At 48.2% G+C, this 13,688-nt stretch carries 14 protein-coding genes; 9 read left to right on the forward strand and 5 right to left on the reverse strand.

Going from position 1 to position 13,688, the window contains the following annotated elements; all coding sequences use genetic code 11:
- Positions 1 to 42: 42 nt before the first annotated feature.
- Positions 43 to 1,365, reverse strand: coding sequence for a sigma-54 interaction domain-containing protein (locus FB479_RS00845; protein ID WP_142061598.1), 1,323 nt, complete (start codon positions 1,363 to 1,365; stop codon positions 43 to 45).
- 483 nt (positions 1,366 to 1,848) lie between these two features.
- Here FB479_RS00845 and fmdA point away from each other — a divergent pair, with 483 nt between their 5' ends.
- A complete protein-coding gene (gene fmdA, locus FB479_RS00850) occupies positions 1,849 to 3,030 on the forward strand; it encodes a formamidase (protein ID WP_106782843.1) in 1,182 nt (393 codons plus the stop codon).
- 36 nt (positions 3,031 to 3,066) lie between these two features.
- Positions 3,067 to 3,378: an FmdB family zinc ribbon protein gene (locus FB479_RS00855; protein ID WP_106653656.1), complete on the forward strand. Its 312-nt coding sequence runs from the start codon at positions 3,067 to 3,069 to the stop codon at positions 3,376 to 3,378.
- A gap of 64 nt (positions 3,379 to 3,442) precedes the next feature.
- Here the strand turns inward: FB479_RS00855 and FB479_RS00860 are convergent, their stop codons facing one another.
- Positions 3,443 to 4,177, reverse strand: coding sequence for an SDR family NAD(P)-dependent oxidoreductase (locus tag FB479_RS00860; protein WP_142061601.1), 735 nt, complete (start codon positions 4,175 to 4,177; stop codon positions 3,443 to 3,445).
- A 270-nt stretch (positions 4,178 to 4,447) separates the two neighbouring features.
- On the opposite strand from FB479_RS00860, the gene FB479_RS00865 reads away from it, so the two are divergent.
- The 5 genes from FB479_RS00865 to FB479_RS00885 are packed head-to-tail and all read left to right on the forward strand — an operon-like array spanning position 4,448 to position 9,776.
- Positions 4,448 to 6,067 carry an AraC family transcriptional regulator gene (locus tag FB479_RS00865; protein WP_142061605.1) on the forward strand — a complete coding sequence of 540 codons (1,620 nt, stop codon included), beginning with the start codon at positions 4,448 to 4,450 and terminating at the stop codon, positions 6,065 to 6,067.
- A 32-nt stretch (positions 6,068 to 6,099) separates the two neighbouring features.
- Positions 6,100 to 6,693, forward strand: a complete 594-nt coding sequence (locus FB479_RS00870) for a nitroreductase family protein (protein ID WP_106653654.1) — start codon at positions 6,100 to 6,102, stop codon at positions 6,691 to 6,693.
- Positions 6,668 to 7,705 (forward strand): FecCD family ABC transporter permease, encoded by a 1,038-nt coding sequence (locus FB479_RS00875; RefSeq protein ID WP_142061609.1) that lies wholly within the window; start codon positions 6,668 to 6,670, stop codon positions 7,703 to 7,705. The genes FB479_RS00870 and FB479_RS00875 overlap by 26 nt, the downstream gene beginning before the upstream one ends.
- Positions 7,705 to 8,730: a FecCD family ABC transporter permease gene (locus tag FB479_RS00880; protein WP_106653652.1), complete on the forward strand. Its 1,026-nt coding sequence runs from the start codon at positions 7,705 to 7,707 to the stop codon at positions 8,728 to 8,730. Before FB479_RS00875 ends, FB479_RS00880 begins: the two co-directional genes overlap by 1 nt.
- 44 nt (positions 8,731 to 8,774) lie before the next feature.
- Positions 8,775 to 9,776, forward strand: coding sequence for an ABC transporter substrate-binding protein (locus tag FB479_RS00885; protein ID WP_142061612.1), 1,002 nt, complete (start codon positions 8,775 to 8,777; stop codon positions 9,774 to 9,776).
- 7 nt (positions 9,777 to 9,783) lie between these two features.
- On the opposite strand, the gene FB479_RS00890 is transcribed toward FB479_RS00885, so the two are convergent.
- Entirely contained in the window at positions 9,784 to 10,308 is a 525-nt protein-coding gene (locus tag FB479_RS00890) for a GrpB family protein (RefSeq protein ID WP_142061615.1), read from the reverse strand.
- Between the two features lie 626 nt (positions 10,309 to 10,934).
- Between FB479_RS00890 and FB479_RS00895 the strand changes: the two genes are divergently transcribed.
- The gene (locus tag FB479_RS00895; protein WP_142061618.1) at positions 10,935 to 11,531 is read left to right on the forward strand and encodes a PepSY domain-containing protein; all 597 of its coding nucleotides are present in this window, start codon (positions 10,935 to 10,937) and stop codon (positions 11,529 to 11,531) included.
- Between the two features lie 30 nt (positions 11,532 to 11,561).
- Here FB479_RS00895 and FB479_RS00900 read toward each other — a convergent pair whose 3' ends face one another.
- A complete protein-coding gene (locus FB479_RS00900; protein WP_106653649.1) occupies positions 11,562 to 12,335 on the reverse strand; it encodes a metallophosphoesterase family protein in 774 nt (257 codons plus the stop codon).
- Between the two features lie 143 nt (positions 12,336 to 12,478).
- Here FB479_RS00900 and FB479_RS00905 point away from each other — a divergent pair, with 143 nt between their 5' ends.
- The gene (locus FB479_RS00905; protein ID WP_106653648.1) at positions 12,479 to 13,411 is read left to right on the forward strand and encodes a manganese-dependent inorganic pyrophosphatase; all 933 of its coding nucleotides are present in this window, start codon (positions 12,479 to 12,481) and stop codon (positions 13,409 to 13,411) included.
- Between the two features lie 50 nt (positions 13,412 to 13,461).
- Here the strand turns inward: FB479_RS00905 and FB479_RS30275 are convergent, their stop codons facing one another.
- A complete protein-coding gene (locus tag FB479_RS30275) occupies positions 13,462 to 13,632 on the reverse strand; it encodes a hypothetical protein (RefSeq protein ID WP_164724456.1) in 171 nt (56 codons plus the stop codon).
- Between the last annotated feature and the right edge of the window lie 56 nt (positions 13,633 to 13,688).

A 13,688-nucleotide genomic window follows, 5' to 3' on the forward strand; every position in this document is an offset into this window, starting at 1 on the left:
TGTTTCGGGGGACAAGCTGCTTGAGCTCATCCCCCGATTTTTTTATCCGATTCCTAACTCTTCCATTTTTCGATACAGGGTGCTTCGGGCAATTCCTAGCTTTTTGGCAGCGGCGCTGATTGAGGGAGCTTGTGTGATGGCTTGCTGGATCGTCTGTCGCTCTAATTCGCGCAATAATGGCAAAGGTTCCCCGGATGCTTCTTGCAGTCCATACTGCTGCTGCCATTCGCTCGGAAGATGGTGAGAGGTGACCCACGAATCACCGAACGCGTGTAAAAATGCTCGCTCCACGATATTGCGCAGCTCTCGAATATTTCCGGGCCATGAATGCTGCTGCAAGATTGCCAGGGCAGATTCACAGATGCCTGTCGGACCGCCAGCGTATTGGGTATGAAGCTGCTGGAGGAACTCGTCAGCCAAGGTTGCAATGTCTTCCTTGCGTTCGCGCAGGGAAGGGATGCGTATCTGCAGGACATTAAGCCGGTAGTAAAGGTCTGCACGAAACAGCCCATTCCGTACATCTTCTTCAATGGAACGATTGGTTGCAGCGATAATCCGAATGTCCAATGGCTTTTCTTCGTGAGAGCCCAATCTCGTCACTTTGCGTTCTTCGAGGACGCGTAGCAAAAGCACTTGAAGCTCCATGCTCATATCCCCGATTTCATCGAGAAATAGCGTTCCTCCATTTGCCGCTTCGAATTTTCCCAGTTGTCCTCCTTTTTTTGCACCAGTAAAAGCTCCTTCTGTGTATCCAAATAGCTCACTGGCGATCAGTTCACGCGGAAGTGCTGCGATATTGACCGCAAGAAAAGGACCGTCTTTTCGCGAACTGGAGGAGTGGATGGCACGTGCCAGGACTTCTTTGCCGCAGCCTGTTTCTCCGAGCAATAGCGTATTTGATAGTGATTGTGCAGCAATACGTGCTGTATGTAATTGGGCTTGATAGAGGGGACTATTTGTATGAATCTCTGAAAACGAGTAACTGCTAGCTGTCTTTGACAAGGATGACGTGCATGGGCGAATGAGAAAGAGGCGATACCACGTCTTTTCCCCTAGATCGAGTTCCTCCAAGAACCAATTGGTTATGCGTTCTTGTTTCCAATCCGCTTCGAGTACAAGGCCTTCATAAAACGAAAATTGCTCTTGTGCCCGTTTGTTGGCAAACAGCACGACACGATCGTCGCTTACGGCGATTAGGGATTCTTGGCTGTTTTCGGCCCATGCGAAAAGAAGACTCTTCCAATTGGGAACAGAATGGGAGGCATGCCTAAGAGCTGGAATCACATGATCAGTTTGGAGTGCAGAAGAACGTCGCGTAGTAGAGAGGGATAGCGGGAAAAGCGGCAAAGAGCCATTTTGTAGCAAATGGATAAGCGCATCCCTGATCAGAGAAAATTCGTAGGTTGAAAGATTCGCAGAGGCCTGTAATTGTTGATAGAGAGAATGAAAGACAGCATGAGAGATCGCGCGATGATGGGAACGCTCAATTACGGAGGAAGAATCGAAAGACGAGAGCAGCATGCCGGCTTCAAAAATCGTTCTCGCACCCTTTCTTGGTTATAGTTTGTTTGTTCGATCGTGGGACAGGTGTCCGACAAGGAAGCAGGGAAACAAACGACACACAATGACGAAAGCGATACAAGAGATGAGGGGCTTTTCCGGTCAAGGGCAGATCAAATGCATGACCTGTTTTGCGACAAGCTCTTTGTATTAAGTATACAGGAGAAAATAGCCAAAAGAATCGGTATCATCAAATTTTTATCGGGACCAACAAGCATTGGCATGTCATTTGCTTCTTTTGGTGAATGTACGGCATACGCAATTTTGAACAAGTGAGGGGGAAGCAGCATGCCAGAAGTTTTATTTCGAGTTGACTTGAACAAACCGATGGAGGAGCAGGATACACCTGGTCACAACAGATGGCACCCAGACATTCCAGCAACCGTTTCCGTGAATCCAGGAGCTGTTTTCCGCATGGAATGTAAGGACTGGACGGACGGGCAGATCGCTAACAACGATGACCCTTCCGACATTCGCGATGTCAATCTCAATCGCGTCCATGTGCTTAGTGGACCTGTCTGGGTGAATGGAGCAGAACCAGGCGACCTCTTGGTTGTCGATATTCTCGATATCGGGGCGCTCCCCCAATCGGAATGGGGCTTTAACGGGATATTCGCCAAAGAAAACGGCGGGAGCTTCCTCGTCGATCATTATTCGCAAGCGGCCAAGTCGATCTGGGACTTCCACGGCATTTACACGACTTCTCGCCATTTGCCAGGAGTCAAATTTGCTGGCATTCTTCATCCAGGCTTGATTGGTACGGCGCCGTCTCATCAGCTACTGGATCGCTGGAACCGAAGAGAGAGCGACCTCGTAGCGACAAATCCTGAACGAATGCCGCCACTCGCGAATTTGCCGACCCCGCACAGTGCCGTGTTGGGCAGTCTAAAAGGAGCCGAGTTTGATCGGATTGCCAGAGAAGCGGCTCGAACGGTTCCCCCTCGTGAGCATGGCGGAAACTGCGATATTAAAAACTTGTCCAAAGGCACTCGTATTTACTTCCCGGTTTATGTAAATGGAGCGAAGCTGTCCATGGGCGATTTGCATTTTTCACAAGGAGACGGAGAGGTGACCTTCTGCGGCGGAATTGAAATGGCTGGTTGGCTGGATCTTCATGTGGATGTCATCAAGGGCGGGATGGCGAAGTATAACATCGTGAACAACCCTGTATTCAAGCCAGGTCCAGTAGAGCCTCGCTATACGGAATACCTCGTTTTCGAAGGAATTTCCGTCCACGAGACGACAGGCCAGCAGCTGTACATGGATGCGCATGTCGCTTACCGCAATGCATGCCTGAATGCCATCGAATATTTGAAAACAGCGATGGGTTTCACGGGGGAGCAGGCGTACATGCTGCTGGGAACGGCACCGGTGGAGGGAAGAATTGCGGGAATCGTCGACATTCCGAACGCGTGCTGCACCTTGTCTATCCCGACAAGCATTTTTGATCGAGATATTTTGCCGAAGTAGCCAAGAAAAAGATCGCGAAAGAGGGAGCCAAATACGATGCCGAGATACGATTACATGTGCGAGGATTGTGGCCCATTTGTACAGTGGCTGAAGATGAGCGAGCTGACAGATAGCGTTGCTTGCCCGGATTGCCAGCAGCTATCAAAGCGTTTGTACGCTGCACCAGGATTGATCATGACACCGCAAGCGCTGCGACAACGCATCGAGCGTGGTGTAGAACCGAAAATTGTACGGAAACAATCGCATTCACATGAAGGAGCAGGGTGCAGTCACAGCCATGGCAGTCAGGCACATCGGGGACATACCCACAGCCGTGGAGGCAAACGCCCTTGGATGGTTGGGCACTAAACGGAATGGATGAAAAGGGCGTTCATTCAGGCTGCAATCGTCTGAATAAACGCCCCCTTTGCTATTACCGCAGATACCCGCCGTTGTTGATGTCAAAAGTCGCTCCGGTGTAGTGTTTTGACTTCTCCGATAACAGGAAAACGACGGTATCTGCCACATCCGCTGGCATTACAGGGCTGTCGATGAGTCCATGAGCGAGATATTCTGCCCGACGCCACTCTGGTATGGTGTCCATCATCGGTGTGGCAACCATGGTGGGTGCTACCGTATTGACCCGGATATAGGGAGCGAAGTTCATTGCGCAGCTTTTCGTCAACCCGAGAATCGCCGCCTTCGAGGTTCCATAGACTGCATCCGAGCTGCCCTCGATTCCGGATACAGAGGACAGGTTGACGATCGTTCCTCGTTTTTGGGCAGGAAAAAGGAGCTTCCCGAACATCTGTGAGAAATAAATGCAACCTTTTACGTTAATTGCGAGCACTTTTTCAATTGTGTCGAGGTCGTAGTCCAGAATGTTTTTCGCCAGGTAAATGCCCGCGTTATTGACGAGACTGGTACAATCCGCATGCTCTGCCTCAATATGCGCAAAAAAAGCCGCGACCTCCTCATATTTGCTAACATCCACACAATACGTATGTAGTCTTTCTGCTCGATCCATCTCTTCTTCCAGTGCGAGCAAAGCTTCCTGATTGAGGTCACATGCGATGACAGCGGCCCCTTCTTGCAAGCATTGCATCACTACGGCTTTCCCGATCCCAGAAGCTGCTCCTGTTACGATTACTTTTTGATTGCTCAGCATACCTGTACCTCTTTCTGTCTGTGTTTTAGTAGAAACATAGGTAGAAAATATTGCTTTATTAAAATATAAGATCATTTAGAAATATTTGTCTACAAAGAGTGTCATGTGAATAGCTAAAGTGGAAAGAGAAAACGCCGAGTGGTCATCTTATGATCGTTTGGCTTTTTTTGCTTTTTCTCACTCAAGTGCAATTGCAGTTTTGCCAAGTCTCTCGTGCAATTGGTGAGAATTGTTATCAATTGCTGCATCATGATTCAAGAGGAGTTATTTATGAGAAAAACAGAAAAATATAGTGATCCGAATGTCATCACTGTAAATGATGTGCAAGTTTTGTCCATTTCAAAAGAATGGAAGCTTGTAGAAGCGAGAGATAAAAGCGAACAAATCATCATTCTGATAATAGAGGGCAGGGCGTCGTTTCGGTTGGATAAGACAGGAGGGATGCTTAACCAGGGAGATTGCATGGTTATATCTCCAGAGGATATGCAGGAAGGGCTCGCCCTTTTGCCCATCACAGAGAACATCTATGTTTGTTACGTGGCGCTTTTTGCTGCTCATGCCAGAAAAGAAAGGGATGGATGGCTCATAAACGAAGTGATGCTGCCGATCCAGGGGAAGCACCATATCGAAACAATATCCTTAATTCACCATCACATCGAACAATTGCATCTGGCTTGGCGAAAAGATCACTTCGATCAGGCAACCATGCAGATTCTTTTTCTGAAGCTATGGCAAGCTATTCTGGCTGGAATCACGCTGCAAGAGAAAAAAACAGATCGCCAGCAACTTCTTCAAGGGATCGCAGAGCATATGGAGCAGCATTGTGAGGAGACTTTTCAGATCGAGGAGATGGCTCGCTACTCAGGAATGACGCCGACCCTTTTCTATCAGCAATTTAAGGAGTACACCTCGCTTACTCCCTTGCAATTCATCAATCGGAAACGAATGGAGAAGGCTTGTCAGCTTCTGGTGACGCAGGACGTGATGATTCCTGAGGTAGCTAGTGAAGTGGGCTATCGGGATGTGTACTATTTCAGTCGGATGTTTAAAAAGATCGTTGGCGTTCCCCCTTATCGCTTCAAGAAATCGTTACAAAAGAAAATCGCCGTACTCCATCCAGCACTCTTCGGTGATCTGCTCGCATTGGGGGTTTCGATTCAACATCTGATCCCTATTTGGGAAAAGCATCGGCAAAAGAGGCCGTACTCCCAGATGGAAGCAGCCACACTGGAATTTGACTTGTACCGTCTGCACCAGATGGAGCCGGATTTGATTGTCGGTACAGATCAGGTTGCACCTTGGCTGGAACAATTGGAAACCATTGCACCGACCTGGCTCATTCCCTTTAAAACAACGACTTGGCGAGATCATTTGCAGCAGGTAGCTGCCATGCTGGGAATTACAGAGGTGGCGACCAGCTGGCTCTATTATTATGATCTGAAAGCAGTTGCTGCTCGCGAGCGTATCGGCAAAAAAATTGGGAACGAAACCGTTATGGCAGTGAGGGTGTGGGATGGTGGAGCCCGTATATTTGGTGCGAAAAGGCGGAAAATTTCCGATATTTTGTACGGAGACCTCCAGGTAAGACCTCCAGTGGGAACAGGTCATTTTGCCTTTCTGGATATTGCGAGCCTGGATGAGCTTCAAGATTTTCAGGCTGATCATATTCTGCTTTTCGACGAAAGGAAAATTCGAACGGATGTACGCAAGCATCGTTTGAAAGGGAATGTACATCGAGCTGGGGTATATCCTTGGCTGCATTATTCCGCACTCGGCCATGAGCAGGCCATATCAGAGGCGCTCACGCATCTTGCAGAGTCACAGGAATGTACAAAAAAGGAATCAGGTTCTTCAATTTTCTTGCGTCCACAAGTTTGTGATAATGATTGAGAATGAGTATCACTATTGTTGGAGGGAACGAGATGGAGTCATCCTTGTATCCGATTGCACAAGCGATCCGTGACCGCAGAACCATAAAGAAATTCAAGCCGGACCCGATTCCACTGGAATTGATTCGTGAGTTGCTGGATGTAGCTGTCTGGGCACCTAACCACGGACTACGCGAGCCTTGGCGATTCATCCTTTACATGGAAGAAGGGAAGCGGGTAGTCGTCGATGCCATTCTTCAAAACGCCATGAAAAAAAGAGATCCGGAATTGCTTTTACGCGTTCCGGCATATCTTTTGGTTATCGTAAATGAAGACTCTCGGCAAAGAGAACGGGAAGAGGACTATGCGGCAGCCTGCACGTTGATTCAAAACTTTCAGCTAGCGGCGTGGGAGCGGGGATTGGGCGTCGTTTGGAAAACGGAACCGTTCACGTATCAAGCAGGATTTTTGCAAGCGGTAGGGGTACGTACGGAGGAAAAACTCGTAGGAATGCTTCAGCTTGGCTTTCCGGAGGTCATCCCGGAAGCACGAGCGAGAACGGCTGCAAATGACAAGCTGACCGTGATTCATTCGAACGTTGCTCTGGAGGATAAGAAGGGAAATGTCACTGTCACAGCCGATCACTAAAAATGCTTCGCTTCGAACCAGGCCGTGGATGGCGACGGTGTTGATTGTTGCGGGGATTTGCGCCATCCTTTTCGGGCTGGGCTCATCCATTATCACGGGAGTGGCGAATATCTCGTTTGCCACCGTTTGGAACTCGATTTTTCATTATGATTCTAGCAACGAGCACCACGTCATTATTCAAACACTGCGAATGCCGCGTGCCTTGGCAGGAGCGCTGGTGGGAGCTGCTTTTGCCGTAGCGGGAGCCATCATGCAAGGGGTTACGAGAAATCCGATTGCGGATACGGGCTTGATGGGCATTAATGCAGGGGCTGGATTCGTACTCGTACTCGTTTTTGCTTTTGCGCCAGGACTCCCTTTTGAGTCTATTATTCTCTTTTCTTTTATCGGAGCGGGTCTCGGGGTAGGGCTTGTTTATGGACTGGCTTATTTTTCCAAAAGCGGTTTGACCCCCTTGCGGCTCGCGTTGGCAGGGGCAGTAGTCAGCTCAATCCTATCAGGGATTAGTCAGGCGATTTCCCTCCTTTTTCAGATCAATTACGATCTGGCATTCTGGTCAGCAGGGGGGATCTCTACAGCGGATTGGTTTCAAGTATCCGTCATGATGCCATGGATTGCGGGAGGAATCATTGTGGCCATGATCCTTTCTCGCTCCATTACCATTTTAAGTCTGGGAGAAGAGATCGCAGCGGGACTCGGACAAAAGACCAGGCTGGTGAAGGGGGGAGCAGCGGTTGTCGTCATGGTGCTGGCGGGTGCTTCAGTCTCAACAGTTGGCGGAGTTGGGTTTGTCGGTCTCGTTGTCCCACACATCGTCCGTTTTCTGGTCGGGGTTGATTACCGCTGGATTATTCCTTGCTCGGCTGTCATGGGAGGCGTTTTGGTTGTTTTTGCAGACATCGGAGCCAAAATGATAGCGATGCCCTACGAGACACCGCTTGGCGCCATTATCGCTGTTATCGGGGTCCCCTTCTTCCTGTACCTGGCACGTAAGGAAAGGAGGGAGTGGTAGTGGACATCGATCTATTTTCCCAAAAAAGAAAAAGCCGCAGTGTCCGACTGATCCTTCTTTTCACGGTACTTTTGCTTGTCGGGTTTGTCTTGAGTTTGAACACGGGACCTTATAGCATTGGGCCCTATGAGGTGTTCCAAACACTGCTGGGAGAGGGTTCAAAAAAGCAGAATCTCGTGCTGTTTGAGCTGCGGCTTCCTCGCATGGTGATTGCGCTCATGATTGGGGCTGGGCTTGCTGTATCGGGAGCGATCCTGCAAGGAATCTCTCGCAATGGCCTGTCTGACCCCGGCATTCTTGGAATCAGTTCAGGTGCTGGACTGGCCGTATTGTTGTTCGTTTCCTTATATCCCGCGACGAACATGGCACCGCCTTTTTTGATGCCGTTTCTCGCGCTCATCGGTGCGACTGCCACAGCAGCCATAATTTATCTGCTGGCATACAAGAAGGGGCATGGCATTTCTCCTACCCGTCTCTTGCTTACAGGGATTGCAGTAGGGGCGGGACTTAGCGCCGTCAGCATTATTTTGACACTTCAGTTGAATCCGCGAAACCTCGAGTTTGTCGTCACTTGGCAAATGGGATCGTTGTGGGGTTCCAATTGGAAGTTCGTGCTGGCACTTTTGCCTTGGATGGTGATCCTGCTGCCGTACGTGTATCGGAAGGCAAATGTGCTGAACCTGCTCAGTATGAATGAACAAATTGCAGCAAGCCTGGGCGTATCTCTTCAACGAGAGCGACTAGCTTTGATGGCGGGTGCGGTTGGATTGGCTGCGTCGAGTGTAGCGACAGGCGGAGGCATAGGGTTTATCGGTTTGCTTGGCCCGCATATCGCGCGCAGATTGGTCGGACCCCAGCATCAATACATGCTGCCTATTACGGCGCTCGTCGGTTCATTGCTCGTATTGACTGGAGATACGATAGGGCGAAGCATTATGCCGGCTACAGAAGTACCGGCGGGTATTGTTATTTCCCTCATTGGGGGGCCTTACTTTCTGTACTTGTTGATCCGGACAAAAGGGTAAAACACGTTTGAAATCAGGAGATGAATAAAAGGAGTTCAATCGATATGAAAAAGAAATTATCAGGCATTCTGTCCGTAATCTTAGCCACAGCCTTCGTGGCGGGGTGCGGAGCAGGACAGGCGACTACAGACACAAACGCTACCAATAAAGCGCAAACGGCTGAGGCGGGAGCAGCACAACCCGCTGCAAAAGGGACAGGGGAGTCTGTCTATCCGCGAACCATCAAGCATACGATGGGGGAAGTCACACTGGAGAAAAAGCCGGAGCGTGTCGCTTCTGTTGATATCATGGGAACAGATTACTTCCTCGTGCTAGATTTTGCTCCGATTGTATCGGAAGGCTTTGATTCGACGAAAAGCAAGTCACCCATTTTTGCGAAGTATGCGGAAGGAAAAACGGTGAAGGATCTGGGTGGAAAAACGAATTTGGAGACTTTGTTGGAGATGGACCCAGAGGTTATTGTTATGACAAGCACCGGAAAAGGCTCCAGATTTGAGGAATTCAACAAAATGGCTGATTCCATTGTCATTGATTTCTCAGTGGATGCACCCACCCGCCTCATGAAAATAGCTGAAGTGATTGGCAAAGAAGAAAAGGCGAAGCAAGTTTTGGCCGATTTTGATAAGCTGAAAAACGAAGCAAAAGCAGCAGCCGACAAGCATAAAGGAGAAACGGCGCTATTCCTCGTTTCCAATGGTAAGGATTTTACGGTGATGCATCCCAAAAACTTCCCGATTTACTATGAGGAAGTGGGATTAACACCGATAGCAGGATTGCCCGAGGATGGCAAAATTGGGGGGCGTATCGGAATCGAGGCGTTGAGTGAGCTCGCTCCCGATCATATCTTTATTGCGGAGAACCGCCGTTCAGCAAAAGCAGAGGAGCCAGAAGGGTTGATTCATATCTGGAAGGATCATCCTGTCTGGAAAAACCTCAAAGCAGTGAAAAACAACCAGGTTTACACGATGGATACACTCGCGGGCGATACGTTCTTCCTGGGAGAAATCGCTGGATTGGAAGCCATTAAGAACAATCTCGGAAAATAGAAATTTACTACTGCTCATTCTGAGAATATTTCCATACAAGCGCCTTTTGCTCCAGTGTTTTTGCAAGTGAATCTTTCCCTTTTACATAACCGCCAGAATCATAGGGGAATCGTTTGGCCAGCTCTGCCTTCACATCGCCGTAATGCTTGGCTTCATCAGGATGAGCACGCAAGTAGTCGCGAAAAGCCAGATGGCGGTGAATAGCTGGATGCCCTACCTGATACATGTGGACATGATGGGTACGTTGGTCACCGCCCTTTGGAAAATACCGCCTTCCTGCAAGTCCGAGTTCTCCTCTAGGTTCGTAACCATGTGTCAGCATCCCGCTGTTGTAATCATCCACGCGCGTGATATCTCGGACCACTGGCAAAATGTCGATGATGGGTTTTGCTGAGAGTCCAGGTACGGCAGTGCTGCCGATGTGATGGATCTCGACGAGTTCGTCACCGAAAATTCTTTGCAACAACAGCGCCTCGTCTCTAAACAATGTCGCCCATTGTGCTTCGTAAGGCCGTACTTCCATTTTTCGCATCCTGCTGTCACTCCTTTTTCACATGAAAAGCACTCTACAAGATTAGTAGAGTGCCTTTTTTCATTTCCGATTGCCCGAATCCGTATAGGCGTAAGAGATAGCTTGGGTTGCTTGTGCAGTCAATTGGATACGTGCTGGGTTTTTCACTTCCAAGGTCATAACGGACATGACGACCGTTTGCATGGTGACGAGAAAATAGATTCAAAAAAAGATGGTTTTCAAAAGTGGTGATTCCACGGGAAAATCGTTTCTCCTTCTCATTTACGAAAAAATAGAAAGTAGCTAGAAACGATATGTATTACACTGCCATTCACGCTCTCTTTCGTATGTCATCGAGTCGACTGTTGTCCTCTCGATTGCTTTTATTATACGGATAAAAGCGGAAAGCACGCAAAAGCGCGGACGCTTCATTTGCGTCGATTTACAGCAGGAATGATCGTTTTTGCCCGTAGAAAACACTCGCTCTTTTTGTTAATCGTTGTGGCTCGCCGGCAATCATGAATTCTGTGAGAGGTCTCCTCTATTTTCTCATCAATTTCTAATCTTTCTCTTTTTTTTCCTTCATCTATCCTTTTTATGATAAAGGAGATCAAACAAAACCGGTCGAAAAAAAGGAGCGAGATCATATGAAAAAAGTAGTCATGACCATGGTAGGAGCACTGATTGTAGGAAGCCTCAGCGTAACAGCCTTTGCACATAGCAACCAATATTACAACGTACCTCAAAAGAACACTTCTACCGTGTACCTGCAAATTGACGATGATGTGAAACACAACTGGGCGAAGCTCGTAGGCATTACGCCTGAAAAAGCACTGAAAAAAGTTCGGGATGTACAGACTGGTATCATTACCGAATGGAAGCTGGATGAAGAGGACGGTTTCCTCGTATACAAAGCAGAGATCAAAAACAAGCATCAAGAGATTGATGTGTACGTCGACGCAATGACTGGCGAGCTGTGGCAAACAGTCGACCATGATGACGACGATGATCATGACGACGACAACGACGATCATTGGAAAAACCAACAGGTGAAAATCAGTGTCGAGCAAGCGAAAAAAATCGCTTTGGCAAAAGTGAAAGGAAACATCAAATCCATTAAGCTGGATGAAGACGATAATCACTATGTGTATGAAGTAGAAGTGAAAACGGCTAAAGGACAGGAAGTAGATTTGGAGATTTCCGCTACGACAGGTGCTGTACTGGATGTAGACTGGGACGATTAATTGAATCAGCCATATTTCTCAGCCGCCCCTTTACGATGTAGAGGGGCGGTTTTTTTGTGCCATGGCTTCCAAAAATGCCATCGCTTCTTGAGCAGAAGGGATCTTTCTGACATTCTCATCGGCAAACTGCTGGGCTCGCGGATAGCTCGTTGAGGCGATTTGTTTTGCGGCAACCTCTACGTCATACGGTGTAAAGCGATGCTCATAGCTGTCGCCATCAAGCAGTAACCAGTACGCACCTGGTTTGTTCGCAAACGGCATGCCCACGCTTCCAGCATTTAAAATACGTAGATCGCCAAGACGACGTTCAAATTGGACATGCGTATGACCGCAGAGGATTGTTCGTTGCGACGTCCCCTGAAAGTAAGCGGCCACGACTTCATCAGGTGTGAGTGGGGTGAAAATATCTTCATCATTTGTGGGAATAGCGTGGCAGAATAGCACGTCCTCGAAATTTTCTCGTTGTAGCGTGTAGGTAAGTGGGAGTTGCGCGAGGAAATCACGATGAGAGCGGCTCAATTGCTCCGCAACCCATGACGTGATTTCTCGAACAGAATCAGACATTTCCGGACGCTGAGCCTCACCGTCAAATGTGAGGAGTACTTCACGATCACCATTGCCACGTATGAATTGTACAGGTGTATCCAATTGGAAGAGCATTTCAAGCGTTTGGACGGGCATCGGGCCTGAGATGATATCACCCCCGATGACAATAAGATCAGGCCTCACAACTTCGAGTTCTGCCAATGTTGCATGTAGTGCAGGTACATTCCCGTGAATGTCATACAAAGCTGCCACTCTCATTTTACTTCGCCTCCCATTTATTTCCGAATGATCTTCAAAACCTTATTTCCAACAACCGAGTTTGAACCTATAATGTATCTTGGGCATATCCTCTAAGCTATGGTATAATTTTGACGCCAAATTACGATGAAGGAGTATGGATGATGGAAAAAAAATTAATCTTCGGTCATAAAAATCCAGACACAGATTCCATTTGTTCAGCGCTTGTGTACGCTGACTTGAAAACAAAACTAGGCGCGAATGTAGAGCCTGTACGTCTGGGTGTAATCAGCAGCGAAACCGCATTTGTGTTGAATTACTTCCAAGTAAAAGAGCCGCGCCTCGTAGAAACAGTGGCGAATGAAGTTAATGAAGTCATCCTTGTAGACCACAACGAGCGCCAACAAAGCGCGAATGACATTGAGCAAGTGCAAGTGGTAGAAGTGATTGACCATCACCGTATTGCGAACTTTGAGACGAGCAATCCTCTCTACTTCCGTGCAGAGCCGGTAGGATGCACCACAACCATTTTGAAGAAAATGTACAAAGAAAATGGCGTAGACATTCCAAAAGATATGGCGGGCTTGATGCTTTCTGCCATCATTTCGGATACGTTGCTGTTGAAATCCCCAACTTGCACGGAGCAAGATGTAGCGGCTGCTCATGAGCTGGCTGAAATCGCGGGTGTCAATCTGGAAGCATACGGTCTGGAAATGCTCAAAGCGGGGGCAGACCTGAGCGACAAAACAATCGCACAACTGCTCACACTGGATGCAAAAGAGTTCCAAATGGGCAATGCGAAAGTAGAAATCGCGCAAGTAAATGCAGTGGATGTAAATGATGTACTCGCACGACAAGGCGAATTGGAAGCAGCTATGAATGCAAACATCGCTGAAAAAGGTTTGGACCTGTTCGTGTTTGTCGTAACCGATATCTTGAACAACGACTCTGTTGCGATCGCTCTCGGCAGCGCAACACAAGCAGTAGAAAAAGCGTACCAAGTAACATTGGTGGACAACAAAGCTGTTCTGAAGGGCGTTGTCTCCCGTAAAAAACAAATCGTACCGGTATTGACCGATACGTTCCAAGCTCTGTAAAAAAGAAAGTTGGCTGCCATGCACACGATGCGGGCAGCCGTTTTTTATTTTTACATGCCTTGGGTAGGATTGTTGTGCATTTGGAACAAGGTTTGCTGGGCGTAAGCATCGTCAGAGTAATGGGTGATGGCATGTTTGTCTCTTGCTTTGAGACTGAGCAGCCCTGTCAAACCCCAGCCAGCACCGAGCATGGCTACAATGAAGCCGATGACATAGAGCATCGCATAACCTCCTTTGTAATGTCCTTCCTATATTTTAACAAATAATAAAAATAGAG

The sequence above is a fragment of the Brevibacillus sp. AG162 genome (assembly GCF_006715575.1).
Classification (GTDB): Bacteria; Bacillota; Bacilli; order Brevibacillales; family Brevibacillaceae; genus Brevibacillus; species Brevibacillus brevis.

Bases quoted from the DNA above. Each gene is read 5' to 3' on its own strand.
- FB479_RS00890 (WP_142061615.1), bottom strand. From the start codon at position 10,308: ATGCGAAAAATGGAAGTACGGCCTTACGAAGCACAATGGGCGACATTG.
- FB479_RS00905 (WP_106653648.1), top strand. From the start codon at position 12,479: ATGGAAAAAAAATTAATCTTCGGTCATAAAAATCCAGACACAGATTCC.
- FB479_RS00865 (WP_142061605.1), top strand. From the start codon at position 4,448: ATGAGAAAAACAGAAAAATATAGTGATCCGAATGTCATCACTGTAAAT.
- FB479_RS00900 (WP_106653649.1), bottom strand. From the start codon at position 12,335: ATGAGAGTGGCAGCTTTGTATGACATTCACGGGAATGTACCTGCACTA.
- FB479_RS30275 (WP_164724456.1), bottom strand. From the start codon at position 13,632: ATGCTCTATGTCATCGGCTTCATTGTAGCCATGCTCGGTGCTGGCTGG.
- FB479_RS00860 (WP_142061601.1), bottom strand. From the start codon at position 4,177: ATGCTGAGCAATCAAAAAGTAATCGTAACAGGAGCAGCTTCTGGGATC.
- FB479_RS00875 (WP_142061609.1), top strand. From the start codon at position 6,668: ATGTCACTGTCACAGCCGATCACTAAAAATGCTTCGCTTCGAACCAGG.
- FB479_RS00895 (WP_142061618.1), top strand. From the start codon at position 10,935: ATGAAAAAAGTAGTCATGACCATGGTAGGAGCACTGATTGTAGGAAGC.
- fmdA (WP_106782843.1), top strand. From the start codon at position 1,849: ATGCCAGAAGTTTTATTTCGAGTTGACTTGAACAAACCGATGGAGGAG.
- FB479_RS00885 (WP_142061612.1), top strand. From the start codon at position 8,775: ATGAAAAAGAAATTATCAGGCATTCTGTCCGTAATCTTAGCCACAGCC.
- FB479_RS00855 (WP_106653656.1), top strand. From the start codon at position 3,067: ATGCCGAGATACGATTACATGTGCGAGGATTGTGGCCCATTTGTACAG.
- FB479_RS00870 (WP_106653654.1), top strand. From the start codon at position 6,100: ATGGAGTCATCCTTGTATCCGATTGCACAAGCGATCCGTGACCGCAGA.